This window comes from Paenibacillus sp. NPDC057967, assembly GCF_042887015.1.
In the GTDB taxonomy this organism is placed as follows: Bacteria; Bacillota; Bacilli; order Paenibacillales; family Paenibacillaceae; genus Pristimantibacillus.
The window spans coordinates 1-24764 of record NZ_JBHVQB010000014.1 but is presented as its reverse complement, the minus strand read 5'-3'; the positions used below and the strand labels follow the sequence as shown (position 1 = coordinate 24764).

The 24764-nt window shown below is 39.2% G+C and carries 23 protein-coding genes, 1 rRNA gene and 2 riboswitches; all 24 genes read left to right on the top strand.

Annotated features, from left to right (window positions below; all coding sequences use genetic code 11):
• Positions 1-13 precede the first annotated feature (13 nt).
• Positions 14-1525 carry a lysine--tRNA ligase gene (lysS, locus tag ACFVSO_RS27375; RefSeq protein WP_387479910.1) on the top strand — a complete coding sequence of 504 codons (1512 nt, stop codon included), beginning with the start codon at positions 14-16 and terminating at the stop codon, positions 1523-1525.
• A gap of 348 nt (positions 1526-1873) precedes the next feature.
• Positions 1874-2668 carry a tyrosine-protein phosphatase gene (locus ACFVSO_RS27370; RefSeq protein ID WP_387479909.1) on the top strand — a complete coding sequence of 265 codons (795 nt, stop codon included), beginning with the start codon at positions 1874-1876 and terminating at the stop codon, positions 2666-2668.
• Between the two features lie 117 nt (positions 2669-2785).
• Positions 2786-4897, top strand: coding sequence for an S-layer homology domain-containing protein (locus tag ACFVSO_RS27365; protein WP_387479908.1), 2112 nt, complete (start codon positions 2786-2788; stop codon positions 4895-4897).
• Positions 4898-4995: 98 nt separating this feature from the next.
• A complete protein-coding gene (locus tag ACFVSO_RS27360) occupies positions 4996-5763 on the top strand; it encodes a YveK family protein (RefSeq protein WP_387479907.1) in 768 nt (255 codons plus the stop codon).
• Positions 5744-6436, top strand: coding sequence for a CpsD/CapB family tyrosine-protein kinase (locus ACFVSO_RS27355; RefSeq protein ID WP_387479906.1), 693 nt, complete (start codon positions 5744-5746; stop codon positions 6434-6436). The genes ACFVSO_RS27360 and ACFVSO_RS27355 overlap by 20 nt, the downstream gene beginning before the upstream one ends.
• Positions 6437-6657: 221 nt before the next feature.
• Positions 6658-7539 (top strand): UTP--glucose-1-phosphate uridylyltransferase GalU, encoded by an 882-nt coding sequence (galU, locus tag ACFVSO_RS27350; RefSeq protein ID WP_387479905.1) that lies wholly within the window; start codon positions 6658-6660, stop codon positions 7537-7539.
• Between the two features lie 25 nt (positions 7540-7564).
• Positions 7565-8275 (top strand): sugar transferase, encoded by a 711-nt coding sequence (locus tag ACFVSO_RS27345; protein ID WP_387479904.1) that lies wholly within the window; start codon positions 7565-7567, stop codon positions 8273-8275.
• A gap of 26 nt (positions 8276-8301) precedes the next feature.
• On the top strand, positions 8302-9552 hold the full coding sequence (locus tag ACFVSO_RS27340) for a glycosyltransferase (protein WP_387479903.1): 1251 nt from the start codon (positions 8302-8304) through the stop codon (positions 9550-9552).
• Positions 9553-9581: 29 nt separating this feature from the next.
• On the top strand, positions 9582-10844 hold the full coding sequence (locus ACFVSO_RS27335; RefSeq protein ID WP_387479902.1) for an oligosaccharide flippase family protein: 1263 nt from the start codon (positions 9582-9584) through the stop codon (positions 10842-10844).
• Positions 10845-10862: 18 nt separating this feature from the next.
• Entirely contained in the window at positions 10863-11474 is a 612-nt protein-coding gene (locus ACFVSO_RS27330) for an acyltransferase (protein WP_387479901.1), read from the top strand.
• Positions 11475-11493: 19 nt separating this feature from the next.
• Complete coding sequence (locus ACFVSO_RS27325) at positions 11494-12609, top strand: glycosyltransferase family 4 protein (protein WP_387479900.1); 1116 nt, start codon at positions 11494-11496, stop codon at positions 12607-12609.
• A gap of 6 nt (positions 12610-12615) precedes the next feature.
• On the top strand, positions 12616-13773 hold the full coding sequence (locus tag ACFVSO_RS27320; RefSeq protein ID WP_387479899.1) for a glycosyltransferase: 1158 nt from the start codon (positions 12616-12618) through the stop codon (positions 13771-13773).
• A 31-nt stretch (positions 13774-13804) separates the two neighbouring features.
• Complete coding sequence (locus tag ACFVSO_RS27315; protein WP_387479898.1) at positions 13805-15007, top strand: O-antigen ligase family protein; 1203 nt, start codon at positions 13805-13807, stop codon at positions 15005-15007.
• A gap of 12 nt (positions 15008-15019) precedes the next feature.
• On the top strand, positions 15020-16105 hold the full coding sequence (locus tag ACFVSO_RS27310) for a glycosyltransferase family 4 protein (protein ID WP_387479897.1): 1086 nt from the start codon (positions 15020-15022) through the stop codon (positions 16103-16105).
• Positions 16105-17295: a polysaccharide pyruvyl transferase family protein gene (locus tag ACFVSO_RS27305; protein ID WP_387479896.1), complete on the top strand. Its 1191-nt coding sequence runs from the start codon at positions 16105-16107 to the stop codon at positions 17293-17295. Before ACFVSO_RS27310 ends, ACFVSO_RS27305 begins: the two co-directional genes overlap by 1 nt.
• Positions 17292-18224: an NAD-dependent epimerase/dehydratase family protein gene (locus ACFVSO_RS27300; protein ID WP_387479895.1), complete on the top strand. Its 933-nt coding sequence runs from the start codon at positions 17292-17294 to the stop codon at positions 18222-18224. The genes ACFVSO_RS27305 and ACFVSO_RS27300 overlap by 4 nt, the downstream gene beginning before the upstream one ends.
• Positions 18225-18247: 23 nt before the next feature.
• Complete coding sequence (locus ACFVSO_RS27295; protein WP_387479894.1) at positions 18248-19624, top strand: sugar phosphate nucleotidyltransferase; 1377 nt, start codon at positions 18248-18250, stop codon at positions 19622-19624.
• Between the two features lie 78 nt (positions 19625-19702).
• The gene (locus ACFVSO_RS27290; protein ID WP_387479893.1) at positions 19703-20761 is read left to right on the top strand and encodes a hypothetical protein; all 1059 of its coding nucleotides are present in this window, start codon (positions 19703-19705) and stop codon (positions 20759-20761) included.
• Between the two features lie 19 nt (positions 20762-20780).
• Entirely contained in the window at positions 20781-21731 is a 951-nt protein-coding gene (locus tag ACFVSO_RS27285; RefSeq protein WP_387479892.1) for a copper amine oxidase N-terminal domain-containing protein, read from the top strand.
• 226 nt (positions 21732-21957) lie between these two features.
• A riboswitch (cyclic di-GMP riboswitch) is annotated at positions 21958-22036 on the top strand.
• Between the two features lie 79 nt (positions 22037-22115).
• Positions 22116-22194, top strand: a riboswitch (cyclic di-GMP riboswitch).
• A gap of 319 nt (positions 22195-22513) precedes the next feature.
• The gene (locus ACFVSO_RS27280) at positions 22514-23014 is read left to right on the top strand and encodes a transglutaminase-like domain-containing protein (protein ID WP_387479891.1); all 501 of its coding nucleotides are present in this window, start codon (positions 22514-22516) and stop codon (positions 23012-23014) included.
• A 150-nt stretch (positions 23015-23164) separates the two neighbouring features.
• Positions 23165-23404, top strand: a complete 240-nt coding sequence (locus ACFVSO_RS27275) for a TetR/AcrR family transcriptional regulator (RefSeq protein ID WP_387479890.1) — start codon at positions 23165-23167, stop codon at positions 23402-23404.
• A complete protein-coding gene (locus ACFVSO_RS27270) occupies positions 23401-23616 on the top strand; it encodes a hypothetical protein (protein ID WP_387479889.1) in 216 nt (71 codons plus the stop codon). Before ACFVSO_RS27275 ends, ACFVSO_RS27270 begins: the two co-directional genes overlap by 4 nt.
• Positions 23617-23956: 340 nt before the next feature.
• Positions 23957-24388: a hypothetical protein gene (locus ACFVSO_RS27265; RefSeq protein ID WP_387479888.1), complete on the top strand. Its 432-nt coding sequence runs from the start codon at positions 23957-23959 to the stop codon at positions 24386-24388.
• A gap of 284 nt (positions 24389-24672) precedes the next feature.
• Positions 24673-24764, top strand: a 16S ribosomal RNA gene (locus tag ACFVSO_RS27260); the annotation flags it as partial.

The following is a 24764-nucleotide window of genomic DNA, read 5'->3' as shown; positions in this document are numbered from 1 at the left end:
ATTAAGGAGATGAATGAAAGTGGAACATGATAACAACCAGAACAGCGAGCAGGAGCTGAGCGAACTTCTGCAAATTCGTAGAGACAAGCTGGATGAGCTTCGCGGACTAGGCGTCGACCCGTTCGGCCAGAAATTCGAGCGTACGCATAATGCCAAGGACATTCTGAGTGCCTATGAAGGATTAAGCAAGGAAGAGCTGGAGGAGCAAGGCAATAAAGTCAGCATCGCCGGCCGTATTATGCAGAAGCGCGGTATGGGCAAGGCTGCTTTCGCTCATATTCAGGATCTGACAGGCCGTATCCAAATCTATGTCCGCAAGGATTCCGTAGCCGAGAACAAATTCGCGGCATTCGACCTGCTCGATATCGGCGATATCGTAGGCGTACAGGGCGTTGTCTTCAAGACGAACACGGGCGAGGTGTCGGTTAAGGCTCTTGAAGTGGACGTGCTGACGAAGTCGCTGCTGCCGCTTCCGGATAAGCATCACGGCCTTAAGGACGTGGAGCTGCGCTACCGCCAGCGTTATGTCGATCTGATTGTGAACCCGGATGTTCAACAGACGTTCATCTCCCGTTCCAAAATCATCCAATCGATGCGCCGTTATTTGGACTCCCTGGGTTACCTGGAGGTAGAGACGCCTACGCTGCATTCTATTGCAGGCGGCGCTGCTGCGCGTCCATTTATCACGCATCATAATGCTCTGGACATGCAGTTGTATATGCGTATTGCCATTGAGCTTCACTTGAAGCGCCTCATTGTCGGCGGCTTGGAGAAGGTATACGAGATCGGCCGCGTCTACCGCAATGAAGGCATCTCCACGCGCCATAACCCTGAATTTACGATGATTGAGCTGTACGAGGCTTATGCCGACTACAAGGATATCATGGCACTTACCGAGAATATGATTGCGCACATTGCGCAAGAGGTTCTCGGCACGACCCAGATCAAGTATCAAGGACATGACGTTGATCTTACGCCGCAATGGCGCAGAGTCAGCATGGTCGACCTTGTCAAAGAGGTAACGGGCGTTGACTTCAGCGTTCAAATGACGGATGAAGAAGCGCATGCCCTTGCAAAGGAACATAAGATTCCTGTAGAGCCGCACATGACGTTCGGCCATATTCTCAACGCCTTCTTCGAGGAACGCTGCGAGGCGACTCTTATTCAGCCAACCTTCGTAACGGGACATCCAGTTGCGATCTCTCCGCTGGCGAAGAAGAACGACCTCGATCCGCGCTTTACGGACCGCTTCGAGCTGTTCGTCGTGGCGCGTGAGCACGCGAATGCGTTCACAGAGCTGAATGATCCAATTGATCAGCGCGAGCGCTTCGAGGCTCAGCTGGAGGAGAAGGAGCAGGGCAACGACGAGGCGCATGATATGGACGATGACTTCATCCGTGCACTGGAGTACGGCATGCCGCCAACCGGTGGTCTGGGCATCGGTATTGACCGTCTGGTCATGCTGTTGACGGATTCTCCGTCCATCCGTGATGTCCTGTTGTTCCCTCATATGAGAGAGCTGTAGTTGTCTCAAAACAGCCTAAACTACAGGTTAAAATCAATGCCCCACAGCAGTGGGGTATTTTTTTGAAAAAAAAGTTTTCTGGAAAGTGCAACCAAATGACCCTTCATAGCGTTATATAGTAGAGTGAGTTCTAATAATTTCTCGACAAATTCTAAACAAATTCTGAAAAAAAGCTCGACTCAGGCGCCAAATTGTCAGTTTTTGACTTTACCAGGATGGAAATAGTGGGATATACTGATAGGTATTAAGAAGACCGGGATATGTTACCTGCTATGAATGTCAATCCTTGATAAAGTATTGGTCAATTTTTGCCGATAACTAGATTGACACCAATTCTAGCAGGAAGACGTGAATCAATTGATAGATATCCATACACACATTCTACCCGGGTTAGACGATGGCGCTCAAAATGTTCAGGATTCTCTTCAGATGGCTCATGCAGCTATTGCGGAGGGGATCGACGTCATTATCGCAACTCCTCATCATGCAAATGGAGTCTATATCAATGCTGCTGCGGATGTGTCCAGGCACGTGCAGACATTGAATGACAGATTTTCTGCAGAGGGAATGTCCCTTCGAATCGCACAGGGGCAAGAAATACGCGTACATGACGATTTGTTGGAAGCGTGGCACAGAGGCGAGTTGTTAACATTGGCCGGCTCTGCGTACGTATTGTTGGAAATGCCCTCGTCTCGTATTCCGAGGGTGATGACAGAACTCATTCATGAGCTGGGCATTCTGAAGCTGAAGCCGATTATCGCTCATCCAGAGCGCAATGCGGAGGTAGTGCAGCATCCCGGCAGATTGACTGAATTGATTGAACTGGGGGCATACGCCCAGGTCACAACCCACTCTTTGCTTGGCGGATTCGGAAAACGAATCGAGCAGGCTGCATGGTCGCTCCTGAGAAGCGGCAATATCCATATCGTTTCCTCCGATGCTCATCATGTGGAGCGTCGCGGATTTCGCATGCAGGAGGCCTATCAGGCCATAGAGAAATCCATGGGTGAACAATGGTCCGAGTATCTGAAGAGAAACGCGGCCGCCGTCTTGGTGGATAACCCGTTCGAGGAAGCTCCGCAAGCGAGCACTTCGACAGGTTTTCATATAAAAAAGTTCTATTCTTTCTTCTTCAAGAAGTAGAAGGAAAGGCATCCAAGACCTACAAGATTCCTACATAGGGAAGTAAGTTGGCTTTCGGTTTTACTAGTCTTTCATCTTTGCGATGGGGACCTAAACTAATTATAGAGGTGAGAGAAAGTGACTTTAAGAAGAAAATTAGCAGTAACTACAATTGCGGCAAGCGTTGCTATGTCTGCATTCGCAGGCATTCCGCTTAGCAACAAAGGTTTGGCAGAAAAGCTGGGAGTAAGTAATGTTGCTTATGCGGCTTCCGCTACATTCCCGAATCAAGACATTATTAAACAATTGCAAAAGGTTGAGAAAGCTCTTACAGCTAAAGAGAAGGATCATCTTAGAAACCTTCGCAATGCACTTGATGCACTTGACGATGCAACTAAAGGACAAGTTGTAGCTCCAATCGTTAACAAACTTGTTGATGTAAATGCACCTGATGCACAAGCACAAAGAGATGCTCTGAGAGAGGTATTTGTTGATGCAATCGCTCTAGCATACCTTCCATCCGAAGAAAAGCTTGAGGAATTCCGCGTGAAACATCATGACGCAATTCAAGCATATGCAACAGCAGTAGGTGTACCTGATCTTACAGTTAATGACATTGCAGGATATTTCTTTGCGATCCAAAACGAAACTTTCAAAATTTTGAAAAACAAGAATGAGCTAGAATTGTTGGAACTTCTTGGAGATAAAGTAAGTGTAAACAAACTGTTTGAAGATGTTCTAGCAGCAATTCCGAATAATAAATATGAAATCGAAAAAGTGTTCCTGGAATACGGTGTGACAACAGAAGACGTTGTTGAAGTAGTATCCTCTGTTAAAACAGCTGTAAACCAACCGCTACTTTTTGAAAAAGCTGCTGTTTCCTTGTATCAAGCATATAAGAGACTTAACGCTAGCCCTGGTGGCGGTACTGGTGAAGCTGGTCCAATCGTAGACAACACGATTACAGCTGAAGCACAAACTCTTATCAACAACCTTTCTGATCTGAAGGCTAAGCTTGCTGCTGCTACTGAAGAAGAGAAAGCTAAGCTGATTGAAGAAGCTGTGAAGCAAGTAAGTGATCTTGTTAACAAGCTGGCAGTTATCTCTGTAAAGGTTGATATTGTTGAAGGTAAAGCAACGGTTAGCCTTGATGAAACTAACACAGTAATCGCTCTTAACAGCATCGGTGCAGTTATCGCAAAACTTCAAGATGCTGCTGGCGTATCCTATGATGCTCCAAAATTAACAGCTAACGCTGGTGATGTAACTGAGAATGAAGTTGCAGTTAAGTTGTCGGCAAAGATCGTAGAAGCTGCAATTAAAGCAAAAGTTCCTGCGTTCTCCTTGAAAGTTGGAGCATTCGGTGTTGAGTTGCCATTCGGCGGCACATTCTCCAAGCAAATCGACTTTGGATTCAAAAAATCCGATGCTAATGAATCTGCTTTGGGTGGACTGAAAGCCGCTTCCCAAGTATATGATTTCAGCCTTTCCGTAGGTGGCGTAGCAACTACAAGCTTTGACCGTCCGATCGTAATCAGCATTCCGCTGGGCAGCACTACTGGCCTGGACAAAGAACTGTTGTCCGTAGCTAAGATCGTTGAAGGCGGACTTGAGTTCCACGGCGGTCGTGTAACGGATACTTCGGTAATCGAATCGCGTGACAGCTTCTCCTCCTATGTAGTTGTAGAAAACAAAGTAACTTTCGGTGACATTGCTCATGTATCTTCGTGGGCTGGCCGTGCAATTGAAGTAGTAGCGGCTAAAGGTGCGATTAACGGCAAGGCAGACGGCGTATTCGATCCGAATGCAAATGTAACTCGTGCTGAATTCGCTAAAATGCTGGTTCGTGCTCTTGATCTGGAGAACGGCTCCGCTACTGAAAACTTCGCTGACGTAAATGCAAGCGACTGGTTTGCTCCTTATGTAGCAGCAGCAGCAGATAAAGGCATTATCAAAGGCAAAACTGCTACAAAATTCGATCCATCCGCTCCTATCAAGCGTGCTGAGATGGCTACAATGATCACTCGTGCACTGCAACTGGTAAACGGTTCGAAAGATGTTGCTAATATCGATGCAGCTCTGGCAGTATTCTCTGACGCAGCTCAAATCAACGAAACGTTGAAAGCTGGCGTTGCATTCGCAGCTAGCAAAGAAATCGTTGTAGGCAGCGACGGCAAATTCGCACCAAATGCAAATGCAACACGTGCGCAAGCAGCTGTTATTATCTACCGTGCAATTAACGCTAACTAATATTGCGTAAACAATTTAGATCTTCCTCTCATGTAGATGGGAGGAAGATTTTTTCTTGAAAGCACGAGCTTACTATAGTCAACGGAGGAGTAGTCAGAGTGACTAATGAATTGGACTTTAAGCAGTACTTATTAATTATCCGTAAGCGTTTGGTTTTGATCTTGGCAATCGTAGTACTTTGTTCCACATTGGCGGGCGTCTATAGTTTGTACTTCAAGAACCCAATTTACGAGGCTTCTACTAAAATTATTGTAAATCAAACTTCTTCTCAAATTGCTACGCAACAACTCGATATTAACCAAATAAATACGAACATAAGAATGATTGATACCTATAAAGAAATTATTAAAACACCTGCAATTTTAGATAAAGTAGTAGCGCAATATCCTGAACTTGGTTATTCGGCAGGGGCATTGGCTAGTCATATCCAAGTAAGCTCTGTTAATAATACGCAGGTCATGACACTCGCTGTACAAGATGTAGATTACAATCGGGCAGCTCAAACTGTAAACGCTGTATCCAAAGTTTTCCGTAGTGAAATTCAGCACATTTTTAAGGTTGAAAATGTATCGATTTTGAATGAAGCAGATGTCAATGCTAATCCAGGCCCTGTTTCGCCAAACGTAAAGTTGAACATTGCAATTGCATTTGTGGTATCACTCATGCTTTCTGTTGGATTTGTATTCTTAATCGAGTATCTGGACGATACAATTAAGACTGAAAAAGATGTTCTGGAGCATCTTGGACTACCAACTATTGCTATGATCTCCAAAATGAATCCGGAGGAACATAAATCAAATCAGACTCAGGAAACTACCCGAACATACAAGGCTGGTGAATTAGAGCGTGTCACAGTTGAAAAGTAAACGTCAGCTTATTACATTAAGCAATCCCAAATCACCAATTTCTGAAGCTTATCGTTCTCTTCGAACGAATATTGATTTTTCATCAATCGATGAGAAGTTACAAGTTATTATGGTTTCATCAGCAGGACCTGGTGAGGGGAAATCTACCACAATAACGAATCTGGCTATCACATTTGCTCAATCTGAAAGAAAAGTTATTCTTATTGATGCGGATTTGCGCAAGCCAACCGCGCACCATACGTTTTCCATATCCAATAGACATGGATTGTCGACCGTATTATCTCAGCAGTGTACACTTGATGATGCCATACAGAACACTAATGTACCAGGAATGGATGTAATGACTTCCGGCTTTATTCCTCCTAATCCGGCCGAAATGCTTAACTCCAAGCGAATGACAGCACTTATACAGGAACTTCGTGAAAAGTACGATGTCGTACTGATTGATACACCACCTTTGCTGGCTGTAACAGATGCACAGATCGTAGCTACAAAGAGTGATGGCGCTATACTAGTAGTGGATCAAGGAAGAGTGAAGAGGGAAATTGCTAAAAAAGCTGTTCATAATTTGCAGACGGTAAATGCCCGTATTTTGGGCGTGGTATTAAACAATGTAAAACGGAGAGCAAAAGAAGAAGCCTATTATTATTATTATGGTGCTCCTGAAAAATAAATCAATATGTCATTTAGGTAATGCTCGGTGAACCTTTATCACTCCGGGTACTCGGTTACGCTGTGGGTTTTAGGAACCTTAGGCATGTATTGCCGGTGGTGTGACGTGAGGACGGGTTAGATGCCCCATTTCTTTATCTATAAATTAATGAGCTATGCTTTTCTTTGACAGGAGGAAACTATAGCTCATTCATTTATATAGTGAAAGTGAGGAGAGCAACAGTGGCCAAGGTTAGAAAAGCAATTATTCCAGCAGCAGGATTAGGAACCAGATTTTTGCCGGCAACAAAGGCGATGCCAAAAGAAATGCTCCCCATTGTGGACAAGCCTACCATTCAATATATTGTTGAAGAGGCTATCCAATCCGGAATTGAAGATATTATTATTGTGACTGGCAAAGGGAAACGAGCTATAGAGGATCATTTTGACAATGCGTTTGAATTGGAGCAAACGCTGCTGGATAAAGGAAAACATGAACTATTAAGCGAAGTGCAAAAATCATCTATGGTTGATATACATTATATTCGGCAAAAAGAGCCAAAAGGTTTAGGGCATGCGGTATGGTGTGCGAGAAATTTTATTGGAAACGAGCCATTTGCAGTTTTATTAGGGGACGATATTGTTAGAGCAGAGGTTCCTTGTACCAAGCAACTAATTGAGCAGTATGAAGCGGTACAGCAGTCTGTCATCGGTGTGAAGCCGGTACCTTTTGATGAGACTAGCAGATATGGGATTATCGATATTGCTTCTTCCATTGGACAACTATACAAAGTAAATCAGTTAGTTGAAAAGCCGCCAATCGGTAAAGCTCCTTCAAATTTAGCTATTATGGGAAGGTATATTCTGACTCCTGAAATATTTAATTATTTGGAGAATCAAGATGCAGGTGCAGGCGGAGAGATTCAATTAACGGACGCCATTCAGCGGGTTAATGAGAGCACGGGTGTATTTGCTTATGAGTTTAGTGGACATAGATACGATGTTGGTGAAAAATTGGGCTTTATTAAAACGACATTGGAGTTTGCCTTACTGAATGATGAACTACGAGGCCCCCTTACTCAGATTATGCAAGGTTTGCTCGAAAAGGAAATGTTAAAGAATTGAAATTACATAATAGAGGTGATATTTAATGGCACCTACGCCACTAAGAAATAAACTTGAGGCAGCATTGGAAGGTAAGACTTCATCTGCGTACAGAGAAGAATTGCTAATAGGAGAAAAGAAGAAAAGTCGACGGCCATATCTTATTGCCAAAAGAGCAATGGATTTAGTTGGTGCAGGCCTTGGCCTAATCTTAATATCTCCATTGCTTCTAGTCATTGCAGTCATGATCAAACTAGAAAATATAAAGGCTCCTGTTTTCTTCTATCAGGTGAGAGTCGGCCGTGGAGAAGCGCCGTTTCGAATGTATAAGTTTAGATCCATGGTACCAGATGCGGAAAAGTTGCTTGAAAAATTACTGGATCAAAATGAAGTAGAAGGCGCTATGTTCAAAATGAAAGAAGATCCTCGTATAACTAAAGTTGGGAAATTTATTAGAAAAACAAGTATCGATGAATTGCCACAGTTATGGAATGTGATTCGTGGTGATATGTCCTTAGTCGGGCCTCGCCCGCCACTCCCCCGAGAAGTAGAGGAATATTCCTCAAGAGACAAAAAGAGATTGCGTGTCATTCCAGGGTGTACCGGCTTGTGGCAGGTAAGTGGACGGAATAATTTGAGCTTCAAAGAGATGGTTGATCTTGATTTAAAATACATTCAAAAAAGAACCATTTGGATGGATATTAAAATCATATTTAAAACAGTAAGTGTCATGATAAAATCCAAAGATGGGGTCTAACCCATGCATAGTATTAAAGGAGAAGTATGAAGACGATACTCTTTATTACCAACCGACCGCCTTTTCCTAATACGGATGGCAGAAGAAATATTCTTCTGCAGTACATTAAACAAATTAAAGAAATACATCCGGAATCGCAGATTATTAATTTAACCTTTAAGGACAAACACGAAGTTGTAAACAAAATTCCGAAAGAAATTCATAAAGTCCACATGTTGGAGAAACCAGGTTTTGTGGAGAAGATACTAAATATATTGAAGAATTCTGTAATCCGAAGAAAATGGCCTATCCAAACCTCGGTATTTTATAGCAAGAAGACACATCGTACGGTAGAATCCTATATTCAATCCTATAAACCCGATATTGTTATATATGATATGGTACGGGTTGCAGAATATACGGTAGATGCCAATCACGTAAATGTATTAAATTATGATGATTTGTTGTCTGTCAGATACCAAAGGCAACTAAAATGGCTTCAATATATACCTAGTATGTTTGGGGGGTTCGAAAAGAATATCCCTCCTTTTTTGCGGAAAATTTTAAATAGCCGTCTTTTAAAATATGCAATTATTCAAAATGAGTCTGTGTTGCTCAAAAAATATGAGATTCAAGTGTCCAGCAGATTTAATCATCTGCTATTTACCTCCCCCCTTGAAGCGCAAAGGTTTAAAGAACAAACGGGCCATAACTCATGTATTGGCATTCCTATGATATTTGAGAAGACGGAGACGCAGAAGCCACGCGTGTTTGATGAGAACAAAATGGTTTTTGTAGGGAGAATGGATATTCCGCATAATGTCTCGGCTATGCTGTTTTTTTGCAAGGAAATGTGGCTGGATTTAAAAAAGTCATTACCCGCACTGAAGTTATACATTATTGGCAAGAGTCCGTCGAATGAAATAAGACTATTAGCAGAACGGTATCCTGACATTATTATTACAGGAGAAGTTGCAGATGTCAGACAGGAGATCTCTGACTCGGCATTAATGATAGCTCCACTTGTTTATGGAACGGGTATAAAGACCAAAATCATTGAAGCTATGGCTGAAGGAATACCAGTAGCGACTAATTCAATAGGTTCCGAAGGAATCAATATTACTCATAAAGTTAATATTGTGTCGACAGATGATAACGAGGAAATTAAAGCAGAAATCATTAAGCTCATTCAAGATAAGGAATATAATGCGTCTATTGCAAGGAATGCAAAACAATTTATTGAGGATGAATTTAATCAACAGCGTATGAATGATAGGATGAAAAAAATATTAGTTTAATTACTCCACGCTAAAGGTTGCAAAACAAAATGAAGAATAAGAATCTAGTTGCTATCATTAGTGTTTTTATGAGTAAGGTAGTGGGTCAGGGACTAAACTATCTAACAAATATATTGTTAGCAAGAGCTTTAATGCCCGAGACGTTTGGATTATGGGTAACTTTACTTAGTATCATGACCTTGGCGGCACAGTTTTCAGACATGGGACTTAACACAGGCTATGTTACTCTTGCATCCAAGCGAAGCAAAGGCTCAATAGAGAAGAATATACTTAATAGATATACCTTGTTTTTAAAACTATCCATTGCAGCTTTAATTATTATAGTGTCACTTTTCTTCTCAGGTCATATTGCTGAGTTGGTCTTTAATAATAAGGACCATACTTACTTTATTGTTTTGGCATTTATATTATCAATTGGCCTATCGCTCTTTGGATATTCTAATAGTTTTCTACAAATATATGATAAATTAAAACTGTTCTCTATACTAGATTTCTCAAATAACGTAATAAAATTTGTGCTTTGTTTTATTCTGATCCAAGCTGGTAACTTTCAATTGGATTGGTATTTAATCATATATGCCATTATTCCGTTTGTCTTATTTTTTTTCATTTTCTTTAAAATGATTTATACAGAGCTATCAGTCAAAACGGAAGACTTATTGCTTCATAGAAAAGAACTGCTAGGCTCCATGTTCACATTTACGAAGTGGTCATTAATAGCAAGCTTGTCGGTCATTATATTGACGCGAACAGATATTTTTCTGATTCAATATTTCCACTCTTCATATGAAGTTGGTCTATTTGCGAGTGCAAATCAATTAGCAATGATTTTCCCGGTCATTTCAGCGAGTATATCAACTGTGTTACTCCCTAAGGTCGCACAGTTGCAAAGAAAGCATGATTTTAAGAACTATTACAAAAAAGTTCTTATGTTTATACCCGTATTATTGATCATGCTTCTAATCATCATGTTTTGCTCTGAGTTGCTAGTGGACATTGTATTAGGTAATGATTACGCCAGCATTGTACCTGCGTTTAGAATATTGATCGCAACTTACATTATAAGCGTATTTATTAACCCACTCAGCTTAATTTTATATTCACTTCGAAAAGAAAAGATGTTTACTTTACTTAATCTATCTCAATTGCTCATAAATGTAGTGCTTAATCTCTTGCTTATACCGAAGTATGGAATCATAGGTGCATCTGTAACAAGTTTATGTGTGTATTTGTTTGCTGCAGTTTTTATCATATTACTGACCAAAAAATACATAAATGAACTAGCCCAATAAATAACTGGAGGCCAAAAAATGATAAAGAAAATGGCATATCAAGCAATCCGTTCCGTATATCATTTTTTGAATCCGCGTAATCCTAATAAAATTAAGTTCAAGTTGAAGGGAGATAACGTTGAAATTTCTGGCGGTTCATTTTTCAATCCAGAGAACATGTCAATTGGACATAATGTGTACATAGGACATGAGAGTTACTTTGCCTGTGTGGGCGGTCTTACGATTGAAGATAACGTAATTATTGGTCCGAGGGTAAGCATACATACTAGTAATCATAGATACGAGGATGCTTATACGCTGCCTTATGATGGAGTATCGATTAAACGCCCTGTTTATATTGAATCAAATGTATGGATTGGAGGCCATGTAACTATTATTCCTGGTGTCAGAATTGGCGAAGGAGCAGTAATAGGGCTAGGCTCGGTTGTCACAAAGGATGTGCCTAAATGTGCTGTAGTAGGCGGCAATCCAGCCAAGATAATAAAATATCGTGATCAAGAGCATTATGAACGTTTAAAAGAACAAGGCCAGTATTATATGAACTATAGAAAGCAAGGTTTGATTAAACATAAATATATTGACCAATCAGATCGAGCTTTTATAGAAAAAGCGGAAATTTTCAAAGGCTAATAAAGATGAGGATGCATAGATGAAAAAAATCCTATTTATATCGGATCTTGTTGGAATTGGCGGGGGAGAAACAAGCCTTATTAATATAATTGAAGAATTGAATCACAGGGATTATGAAATAACGGTAGTAACTCCAACACGAGGAAAGCTGGTAGACATCTTAGAGAATAAAAACGTAAACGTACAAATTAACAATCGGCTATTTGCAAAGAAAAAAACATTCTTTCTGTTGCCAATGGTATTGATACTGATCTTTATATTTTTGCATAGAGGGAAGTACGATATTGTACATTCTAATTCACATGGCCAGTGTTATCCTTTTGGTTTGATGTCTTTGATACTTGGCAAGAAATTTATTTATACCTGTCATGGACAGTGGATCACATTTAGTACATGGCAACAAATTTATTTTAATACGGTATGTCACCAAATAATTGCAGTGTCTAAAAATGTACAATCTAATTTATTGCGCTATAGCATCGACAATAAAAAAATTGTTCAAATATACTTGGGGATTAAAATCGAGAATTATAAAGTGAATAACAAGAAAATTAGACATGAACTAGGGTTAGATGCCAATCATAAACTGGTTGGAATGATTGCCAGATTTCAAGAAATAAAGGGTCATGATATTTACATTAAAGGAATTAAAGAACTCCTCATGCGAGGAGATCATAGCAATACAACTTTTCTTATCATAGGAGGCGAGACATTTAACAATAGCAGTGATAAGAAGTTTATGGATGATGTTGTAGATGAAGTAACAAATAGCTCTTTATATACAAAGGTGAAGCTGCTGGGTGAACGACAAGACATCCCAGATATTCTTTCTGAAATGGATCTTTTAGTTGTTCCCTCACGTAATGAATCGTTTGGTATGGTTATTATTGAGGCTATGGCAGCACGATGTTCAGTTATTGCATCAAACTGTGATGGGCCAAGGGAGATTATCGAGGATGAGACAACAGGGATGCTGTTTGACAATGGCTCTTATAAACAGCTTGCAGAGAAAATGCATCTAATGTTGAAGGATTCTCAACTATCCCAACGAATGGTGGACTCAGCTTATAGCATGGTGCAAGAAAACTTTTCAATTGAGAAAGTCGTAGACAAATATGAGTTAATCTATAGGTGATTACTAATGAGAATAGCAATATTAACCAAAGAATTACCATACCCCGCTCATAAAAGCGGAGGCGCTAATACTATACTAAATTTATTTAAAAATATGAATGGCCCTCAAATTGACATCGTCTATATTAAAACAGCTGAAGAGAAGGATGAAGCTCATAGCCTAAACCAGCTGAAAAAAATATTTAATGATATTATCATAATCAATCATCGTCCGCCCAACCATTTGATCTTAAAAATAAAGGCATTATTGAGCATGCAATCAGTGAAATCATTGGAGCTTTATAATGAAGAAGTCAGCAACAAATTAAATGAATATGATTTTGTTTTTATTCATGATCTTCCAATGATTAAGTATTGCTCAATTATAAAGAAAAATAAGATCTTTTTTGTTTGTGATTCCCCATTCAAATTGACTGATTCGTATTTGAAAAATGAATCGTCACCTTTAAAGAAAGTAATTTTGCATTTGAAAAAACGAGTATATCATAACATGTTCAGAAAGAATATGAGGCATTTTGGGAAGCTGTTATACATCTCTGAGGTTGATCTATATCACGATAGACAGATCTACCCGGATCTTAAAGGCATTAGCGACTATATTAACAATGGAGTGGATCTAGATTACTTTAAGCCTGTTTCTGAGGACGTAATCTACGATGTAGTATTTGTAGGAAATCTAGGGTATAAACCCAATGCAGATGCGGCTGAACATTTAGTGAAAAACATAGTTCCAAAGCTTGTAGAGTATAAGAATAATATCAAGTGCATTGTAGTTGGAAAAAACCCCTCAGATCATTTAAAAAGCTTCACGAGTGAGCATGTTGCATTCACAGGGTTTGTGGATGATATAAGGTCTTACGTCCATAAGTCCAGTGTGTTTGTGTCACCGTTGTATTCTGGTGCTGGCATGAAAAATAAAATTTTAGAAGCAATGTCTATGAATAAACTGATTATTGGGAGCAGTATCAGTTTTGAAGGAATTTCAATAAAAACGGAATACATGATTGAAGCAAACAATGATGACGAATTTATTGAAAAGATTGCACGCTATTTAAAGGATTATGATATGTACAAGGATGACATTAATAATCGCCAAGAGTTAGAGAAAGAGTATTCATGGTTAAGTCAATCAAACAAACTGTTGTCCCTTATTAATTCCCGGTAGAGTAAGTCTATAGAAACAAGGAGAAAACAACGTGATACTATTATTTTTAATATACATTTTCTTACTACCTTTTACTTTCTTAATCGACAGTATTTTAGATATCCGAATATTAGATATTAGTATTATGAATATATTCTCCTTAAGTTTCTATGCCGTAGCGATTGCTGCTGTAGTTGCAAATAAAAACAAAATGGAAAAAACAAAGTTGTGGCCAATGTACTTGCTTTGTTTTTTTTATTTAATAATTGGACTGAAAATAATTGAACTATCCGATGTATCGACCACAGTAGCATGGCTGGTAAAAAACAATTATTACTTTGTGCCGGCCGTCTTATGGATGTTCATGGCCAAGTTTAATGTAAGCATTGAAAAAATCGTGAGGACGGTTTTTATCAGCAGCAGCATAGTTACCTTAATAGGCATATATTCCTTCTTAACCAGCAATTACTTTGGCTTTGTAGATTATACTACATTGCTACAATATTCAATTCCTGGTCTTGGAAAAGTCCGACTTATGTCCATTTTTGCAAACCCTAATGCAGCTGCATACTATTATATAGCCGTACTGATAGTTTTATTATTATACATAAAAAAGTTACTGGAAAAGTATAATTCATTACTTGTATGGGGAATAGTTCTCCTTCAATTATCCTCTATAATTCTAACCTTTAGCCGGTCAGCTTATATTACTTTGATATTATTGGTTGTAATTACAGTGATGTATTACATCTATAAAGGGAAAGTAATTTGGCTCTACGGAATAATAGTTAGTTCGGTTGTAGGACTTCTTTTGTTTTTCGTTTATTTTAATTTTAATGAGTTGTATTTTTTCAAAGCAGATATTACTGACAATTCGCGGCTTGAAAAATGGGGCGCAGGTTTAAATATTTTACGTGATAGTCCTTTATTAGGCGTTAAGTTAAATAGTGAGGTGTCAAGTGGTACCTGGTTAACCACTTTTTCAGATAATGAATTCCTAAAGTCATTTATATGGTTTGGCCTATTAGGCGGGGGTATTCTATTCCTGTTGTTCTTCAGTTATTTGAAATACAGCATACAATCACTTATGCGCAATACAAATTTTTCGAATAAGTTTTTCCCTTTATTTATTTTTATTCTCATAGCGATTGGTGGGTTCTTTAATAATATTCTAGAATTCTATCCAAATAATATGTATATTTTCATTTTTATCTTTATGCATCTACTGTCCAATAGGAAAAGCGAGGAAACATGAGGAGGGAAACCAATGCGTACAAAAGTACTTTTTCTCATGGACAAGCTCACTACGGGCGGTGCAGAAATTTACTTTACTACAATAGAAAATAATGTGAATAAAAACCAAATTGACATGTATACTGCAGCCGGGCCTGGAGAGTTATATGATCGGCTTAAGAATAAAGATAAATTCAAATTTCTCTCCCGGAAAAATCATCTTATTAATATTTATCATATTGTTAGAATACTCCTAACAAACAATATCAAAGTGGTTCATGCGAATTGCTTAAGAATAGCATTATATATGGTTGTTATTAAGTTGTTCTTCTGGAACGTCAAGGTTATGTATACTAAGCACAATGTCACAATGCTCGAGAAAAAACCAAAATTATTTTCATTTATACTAAATACTTTTGTGGACAAAATAATAACGGTAAGTAACTTTGAAAAGGATAATTTGTTAAATCTAGGTGTTAAGGAAGAGAAGATACGCACCATTTATAATGGGGTAGAGCTAGAAAAGTTTGAATATCATATGCCCGTAGACCACACCCGAATTATTAATATTGGTATCCTTGCACGATTATCAGAAGAAAAGAATCACAGTTTATTTTTGGATACTGCGCTATTATTAAAGCAAAATAGTAATCGGCCAATAAAATACTACATTGCTGGAGATGGACCTGAAAGGAAGAATATAGAGACATTTATAAAAGAGAACGGTTTGAGAGACGATGTGGTCTTATTGGGTAATGTTTCTGATCCTGATCGCTTTCTTCAGGAAATGGATATTCTTTTACTGACCTCCAAGAGGGAAGTTTTTCCTATGACCATTATTGAAGCAATGGCTAAAGGCACTCCAGTAGTATCGATTAATGTAGGCGGAATTCGAGAAGCGATTCAGGATGATGTTAATGGTTATTTGGTTAACGCACCCTTACCAAGTGAATTTAGTACAAAGATTGAGATGTTGTTAATGAGTTATGATAAAAGATTGGATTTTTCGAGAAGATCAAGATCAAGAGTAGAACAAGAATTTACACTTCAGTTCATGTTAGATGCTATATGTGAAGAGTACCAGGAAATGGACTACAGGTTAAGTACTAGGAGGATCTGATGAATCGGATTGTTATATCAGGATGGTACGGTTATAAAAATCTAGGGGACGAAGTCATTCTTAATTGCATGAGTGAAGAAATTCGTAGCTCCTTGGACAATGCTGCAATAACGGCGATGAGTTTTGACCCGGGATATACAGAGCAGCAAGGTATTCATGCGGTGAGACATTTGCCGTTTACGTTCAAAGGCATAGTCGCTCTATTTGTAAAAGGAAGAATACCAGCATTTTTTAAAACAATTAAAGCGATCAAAGACGCAGATCTAATATTAATAGGTGGAGGAGGATTCTTGTCTGATTGGAATCCTATAGCCATTAAACCTTGGTTATGGCAAATCTATTTGTATAAAAAAGTGTTTAAAAAGAAAATAATGATTTATGCAATTGGTGCAGGGCCATTTATTCATCCTCATTATATGAATAGAGTTAAGGACACGCTAAAGTATGTAGATGTTATAACGGTAAGGGACGAGGAGTCTTATCAGCAGCTTAAGAAATGTGGAATTGATAATGTAGTCGTTACAACGGATCCCGTTGTAAGCCTGTCGTTGCCTTCCGAATATAACAAGGTGAGCTCTTCTAAGAGAAGGATTGGAATCTCCATAGCACCATTGTTTATAAGTGGGTTATGGAAGGATAGCAGAAACAAGTATAATAACTATTTTCAAGCGATTGTAGAGCTAATTAATAAAATAAATGACCACTATAAGAATGAACTCGAGATCATCTTTATTCCTATGGAAGATGAGTATGACTACAATTTTAATCAAGAAATAATTGAGAAACTTAATGATTCAAGCAATGTTTCAGTGGTCAATAAAGGAAAGACGATAAACGAAAAATTAGAAATTATGAATACAATTGATCTGATGATTGGAATGAGATTGCATTCTATTATTATTTCCTCTACTTTGGGTATTCCATCATTGGGAATCGTCTATCATCACAAGGTATATGAGTTTTTGAGAAGTGTTGGGCTTGAGGGGCTAAGTGTAGGAGTAGGGGATGGAGATAACTGGGCTGATATAGATCTGGATTCCGAATTGCTTTTCCGCAACTTCAAAGAGCTCTACGAAAATCTGGATGATTATAGTCAGAATGTTGCCAATGCGGTAGCGAAATTAAAAATTAAAAATAAGGAAAACACCAAATATGTCAGACAATTAATAGGGCGGGATGCACCATTATGAAAGTTTTAGTGACTGGCGGGGCCGGATTTATTGGATCTCAAATTGCAGACAGTCTGATAGAACGTGGGGATCAGGTAATCATTGTCGACAATTTATCAACGGGAATGCTGAAACATGTATCTGAACATGCAAGTTTTTATAATTGCGATATAACAAGTGAACAGTTGAGTCATGTGTTTGAATTAGAGAGTCCCGATTATGTTATTCATCATGCAGCCCAAATTGACGTTCAAAAATCAATGATTTCCCCCCGTGATGATGCCAATATTAATATTATTGGCACTTTAAATGTACTAGAGAACTGCAAGAAATATGGGGTTAAAAAAATTGTATATGCTTCCTCCGCGGCAGTGTATGGGCAGCCTCAATCTCATTCTATAGATGAGAATCATCCCATAGCTCCCATATCTAATTATGGTATCTCAAAGTACGTTCCAGAGATATATATAAAGACGTATCAGCAATTATGCGGTCTTAAGTTTACCATTCTTAGATATGCCAATGTATATGGTGTAAGACAATCGTCTAAAGGTGAGGGCGGTGCTGTATCCATATTCATGGATAGAGTAATGAGAAATCAAGCTATCACCGTCTATGGAGACGGCAATCAAACAAGAGACTTTGTAAATGTCTCGGATATTGTTCAAGCGAATTTGATGTCACTAACTTCTGGTGATAACCAGACTTTTAATGTGAGCACAAATACCTCTCTAAGTATAAATGAATTAATTGTCGCTATTGAAACGGTAGCCGGAATTAAGCCGGTGGTTTTATACGAAAATATGCGTTCTGGAGACATTGTCCACAGTAGATTAGATAATCATCAAATAATCAAGGCTTTAGGATGGCAACCAAGAATTCCAATTAAACAAGGATTACAGGAGATTATTAATCTTGAATCCAACCAAAATAGAGTAAATTCTCGCTGAGATTTACGACAGAGGTGTTAAAAATGAAGTTAGTATTATTATCTGGAGGTTCGGGTAAGCGTCTTTGGCCGTTATCTAATGATACTCGTTCCAAGCAATTTTTGAAGGTGCTTGAAAACGAAAAACATGAGCATGTTTCTATGGTTCAGCGTGTATGGTCCCAAATTTCCAAAAGCGGGCTAGAAAACAAAACATTTATTGCAACAGGATATTCTCAAGTTGAGAATTTACGCAGTCAAGTAAACTCAGATGTTCCTATTGTAATTGAACCTGAACGAAGAGATACTTTTCCTGCAATAGCGCTTTCGGCTGCTTACTTATATTCCATAGCTAAAGTTGATTTAGACGAGACCGTTCTCATCCTTCCTGTTGATCCTTATGTAGAGGATCATTTTTTTGATATTTTAAAGAAAACGGAAGTACTACTTAATCAATCAAATGCAGATATTGCGTTAATTGGTGCTTCACCGGTGTATCCTTCTTCGAAGTACGGCTATATTGTGCCTGATAAGGATCAGGAAGACGGATCTGAATATTATTCTGTTAGCCATTTTAGGGAGAAGCCATCAGAGGAAGATGCTCAAAAACTAATTGAGCAATCAGCCTATTGGAATTGCGGCGTTTTTGCTTTTAAGCTAGGGTACTTAATTAAATTGATGCAAAACGAAAATTATTCCACTGATTATTCCGTTTTGATGGCCAACTATGCAGAACTTCCAAAAATAAGCTTTGATTATAAGGTAGTAGAGAAGGCTTCAAACATTATAGTCATTCCTTATGAAGGGTACTGGAAGGATCTTGGTACGTGGAACACACTTACAGATGAGATGAAAGATAACCAGATTGGCATAGGAACAATTAGTGAGGATTGTAGTAACACACATCTTATAAATGAGCTTGATATGCCCATAACTGTACTTGGAGTTTCCAATGTTATCATTGCGGCTAGTCCTGATGGTATTCTTATATCCGACAAAAAAGCCAGTCCTCGTCTTAAGGATTATATCGACCAGTCACAGAGTCCGCGCTATTTAGAGAAAGAGTGGGGATGGATACGAGTATTAGATCGTGAGGAATATACAAATGGTCGCAGAGTGACCGTAAAAAGAATTGGTATTCACCCTGGTCATTTCCTCTCTTATCAAATGCATACTAACAGAGATGAAGTGTGGACTGTTGTAAAAGGGACGGGAGAGTTTGTCCAGAACGGGTATTATATGCAAGTGCAGGCGGGAAATGTTCTTCATATTCCAAGCAAAACGATGCATGCCATAAAAGCAGTAGATTTTGTTGAGGTTATTATTGTACAGCACGAATCTGAAACAGAGTCCCAAAATGAGTCTATTAAGACGGCATTTTCTACTTGGGATGAAGTGGCAGCTAGCTGTACAAACATCTAAGAAAAAAACGTGGCAACTTTTTCTAAAAAACTTCGTCTATTAATAGTGTAAGACATTCAACTAACAGAAGGTGAAGTAATGACAGAATCATTTGAAACAAAACCAAAGCATAAAAAGCGTCGCTGGTTAAAATGGACTGCAATTGTAGTAGGAGCTCTATTAATTATCGGGATAAGCATATTAATTTATATTTATAGTTATCTTAAGTCAATTAGCATCGAAGATATTGCTGCCCGACATGAAATTGAAGGACAAGAGAATATTCCTCATGAGACTCCCAAAATACCCGTAATCATCAAGAAGCCTGTTGAGAAAGCGAGTGATCTCATTGGCGGTGAGGATATCGAAACCCAAGATGCGGTTGACGTAGCTGCAATTTTGCTTAATTCAGGTCTGTCATTTAAAGAAATTTCCTATTTGCAAGGAAATGCAAATTATGATTTGTCCAATGAAGAGAAGCAGAAAATTAGAGATTTGTTGTTATCTAAGTTATCGGCAGAGGAAATAGAGCTACTAAGAAGCATTACAGTAAAGTATGGAAAATCGCTTCATATTCTGAATCCAGATTACCCTATTGAGTGGGTAGGGGAGAGGGACCCAGAGAAGATAAAATTGATTGAAGCTCAATGGGCAGAAATGTTGAAAGAAAAGAAGAACCCCAATGCAAATACGGGGAGTAATAATTCTGGGACACCATCTCCAAAACCAGGAGATACAAATGTGAAGACACCTGAAGTTGATGAAGATAACAAAAACGAAGAGCCTGTAAAAATAACGGATGAACAGAAAAAGGCGAAACAAAAGATCGATGCCAAATATGAATCGCAAATGTCTGATCTTTCGGCATCTTGCAAGACGAAGAGTGCAACTTTAATGAATCAAATCGTAGCGGAACTAAAATCAAATAAAGATGCGAGTCTGGAAACCATTCAATCAAACTTCTTGACTAAAGTATTAGAAGCAGAAGCAGAGTGTGATGCGAAATTCTCATCTATTCTTGCAAATGCAAAATCAGATTACAAGAAGGAAAGTATTAACGAAAAAGAAATGCCGAACTGGAGCGCTTCTTACGAAAAGGCAAAAGCCGACGCTCGATCGGCCGCTATGGGAAGTATTGCGGCTGCACTAACATCTTAATACATAGGAGGCAGAATAATTGAAAAATAAATACTTTGCTCTACTGTCATTAATTATTGCATTGGTGGTTGCTTCTATACCTACAGGGGCGTGGGCAGCTAGTGAACCAGCTTCTAAGCCAGCTCAAATCAAGACACAACCTATAAATCTAATTTTTGATGGACAAGAACTAAAGCTTCCGGATGGCCAGTATTCATTTATTTATCAGGGGCGTACCTATATTCCAATCCGATATATTTCATATGCCCTGCTTAAAACAGTTGGATGGAATGCAGAGCAGTTCATGGTTTCGATTAACGATCCGAATACGCAAGAATTAGCCGAGTTGAAGAAGGAGTTGCTCCTAGTAACGGGTGGCACCAAGAAACCTCACGAGAGTATTGCCTTATCAATGAAACAAGCTAATGCAAAGCTCGTTTTTAATGGAAAAGAAAAAAGTCTTCCAAAGGGCCAGTCCATATTCATTTATAAAGGCTCAATTTATGTTCCGCTTCGGTTTCTATCGGAGTCAGTAGGCAGTGAAATTACATGGGATGACAAAACAAGAACTGTAACATCAGAGTCAAAAGCCTACCGTGAGGGTGAATCTGGGGAGACTAAACCAGGCGATAATGGATCAGTGGAAGTGCCACCTAGTGTGCCACCTGGAGAAGAAGTTCCAAAGCAGACTTATGAGCAAATTACAGCTAATGCAGAAAGTAAGCTAGTAGTACTGCGTGACAGCTGCAAGACGGAACTTATAAATTTGGCACTGGAGTATTTTTCTGCTGATGATGATGCACAAAAGCAAATAAAGACAAAAATTTCTCAGAAGGTAAATAGTTGTACATCAAAATTCGAAGCCCTAGTATCTGATACCACTTCTAAACTCGAAGCAAATGGATATAGTACTGATATTATAGCTCAGTATCGTAATGAGTTTGAAGCAGAATTAGAAGCAGGCAAGAAAATACTGGAGCAAATGAGCTAACACTATAGTTAGGCTCCCCTGGTCATTTCTGGCCAGGGGAGCCTTTTTTTTGTTCAGTTCATCCGACTTAAGCAGAGGCATCGAGTTTCACAGCTGTTCATCTCTTCGACGCGCTAGTTCTCTCGCTCGACAGAAAGGTCCAGTCCTAATGCTATTCTTCCAGATTTGGACAAGTCATCTATTGATTTACTAGAAAAATGTGGTAGTATAGAACCATATAAGCAATACACGATAACGGCAAACCTATTGAAAGATAGGGACGCAAAGCTATAGGGCCTTCCGGATGATGGCAGCCAGCTACCGAATGGACATGCTTATTTTTGTTTTCATAGGACTATATCGAACATGGAATAGGTCTATATCGAACGAATCGTCGAATAGTAGACTCGATAATGGCAAACCTGGCGAAAGTCAGGGACGCAAAGCTATAGGGCCTTCTGGATGATGGCAGCCAGCTACCGAAAGGAGTGTTGTTCGTGCGTAAGTTCACTCTGCTATTTATTGCGGCATTATTTCTGTTCTCAACCGTACCTATAGCAACATCATATGCTAATGCCGGCAATAGCTGGTTGGATAAGTCAAATGCATCGAGTGGAGTTATATCAGTCTCCTATGATGTGAAGAATAACGTAAAGACAAAGGTAATGATCACGAAGGGCCAAGAGAGCTATACGTACAACTTAGCAGTTGGTCAAAAAACTGAATCTTTTCCACTGCAGCTCGGGAATGGGGAGTATACGGTCTCATTGCTAGAGAATGTCTCAGGGAAGTCTTATAAGGTAATGAAACAAGACAAGCTTCATTTGAAGCTGAAGGATGAAAATATCATATATTTGAACTCCATTCAGAATATACGCTGGACAAGCTCGGATAAGCCGATTGAGAAGGCGAAGGAGCTCGCGAAAGGGAAGAAGTCAGACGAGGAAAAGGTAAAGGCCGTGTATGATTTCATTACAGCTAATATCGTATATGATCAGGCACTTGCCAAAAATGTACCGTCCGATTATCTCCCTAGCATTGAACGAACCTTTGATTCTAAGAAAGACATTTGTTACGGATATTCCTCTCTATTCGCAGCTATGCTTCGCAGTATGGACATCCCGACTAAGTTGGTCATGGGTCAGACAGAGTACCTGGATGTGTACCACGCCTGGAATGAAGTATATCTGAACGGCAAATGGGTGACGATCGACACGACACTTGATGCAGGAACAGTACAAAGCAAGAAGAAGGCAGCCATGATCAAAGACAGCAAGATGTATACAAAAGCGAAGCAATATTAGCAGTGCTATGTAATCCAGCCATCATATTATAGAAGCTCGCCGAATGGCGGGCTTTTTATATTGTCTAAAACTTCAGAGACTACTGCTTATCTATCTAACGTTCGTTAAATGAAGAGGGAGGTGGTGTAGTTAGGTACCAAGGAGAAAATTATGGAGGTCTCGATTGACTTGTTCTCTCGTCAGGGATTCAATGCAGTTTCGATTAGAGACATTACTGGACTGGTAGGAATCAAGAAGAGCACGCTCTACTATCATTTCAAAAACAAGGAACACATTTTAAGTTCGATTTTTGCTGAGTATCGTGAGGTGTATAGAAACATGTTTCCACCTGCGTTCGGAATTCTGCAATTTGTGGATAGCGCATTTCAAATCATGATAGACAAAGGTTGATCCATCCATTCCCGCCAAGACAACTAGCTTATGAATATCAATATACGGTGTTTGCCGTGTATGCGGAATACCAGTTGCATCAATATGACGACAAAGACATGGCAGAATTGGAGAGGCGGATGGATGAACATGCGGAGTTCTTTATAGAAAGAATTTTGCCCAAGGAGGATGGTAAGGATGCGGATAAGCAGCAGGCGCACAAGAGATTATAAGCTACCAAGTGAACGAATTGAGGCTATTGAGACGTTGAAGATCGGTGGCATCGATCAGACGCTACTTATACAAGGTCATTCGAAAAATAATCCTATTCTTTTATTTTTGCATGGGGGACCGAGTATGCCCATTCCCGGGGTGTCGTGTAGGGGAGTAGATTATACACTAGTCACGTGTACAAAGGAGCTGGTGAAGCATATTACAGTTGTATATTGGGATCAAAGAGGGATGGGCAAATCCTATTCAAATAAAATTCCTTCATGAGGAACCATACTTGGCCTCAAGCTGATATGTGTTTATTCGGAATACCATGCATCCCATAAGGCTTTTTAGCAAATTGTGAATTGGACAGAGAATGACAAGCTGTGCTATCAGTGGTTGTTGGAAGAAGCGAACGCAAAAACGACAAGAAGATGCGTAGATGTTTCATTAGACGGAAGACGGGCAATCACCAAAGATGATGTCTATCATTCTTTGGTATCGGGTTTTAAGCTGGCTTACAATGAGAGATTGCTGAAAGAGATTCAATCGATAGACTTTCGTAAGGAATCCGGAAGCTTATCGGTTCCCGTGCAATTTATTCATGGAAGGCAAGAACGCCATTTGATGTCTTCTCTTGTAGAAGAGTACTATGAAACGTTAGATGCTCCACTAGGCAAACGGCTATTATGGTCAGAGCAATCCCCGCATGCCTTTCATTATATAGATGCGAAAAAGAATGAAGAATCAATGCTAGAATGGTTGTATATATATGAAGATAATATTCTATGAAAACTTTTTTAAAAAAGTACTTGCAATCGTATAGGCATCCATGATATATTATCTAAGTCGCCGCTGAGACATACGGCTGACACGGAAGACTTTCACATTGGCTCTGCCAAGTGCGAAAGCTTCATGTAAGAAACGAAAGACAAATGATTGTTCTTTGAAAACTGAACAACGAGCGAAACTGCCCGATACAATCGCAAGATTGAATCGATATCGAAGTTTCCTTAATCAGCTTGCTGGTTATGAGAGATTTCGAAGCAACAACGTTATTGAGCAAGTCAAACACTTTTATGGAGAGTTTGATCCTGGCTCAGGACGAACGCTGGCGGCGTGCCTAATACATGCAAGTCGAGCGGACTTGATGGAGTGCTTGCACTCC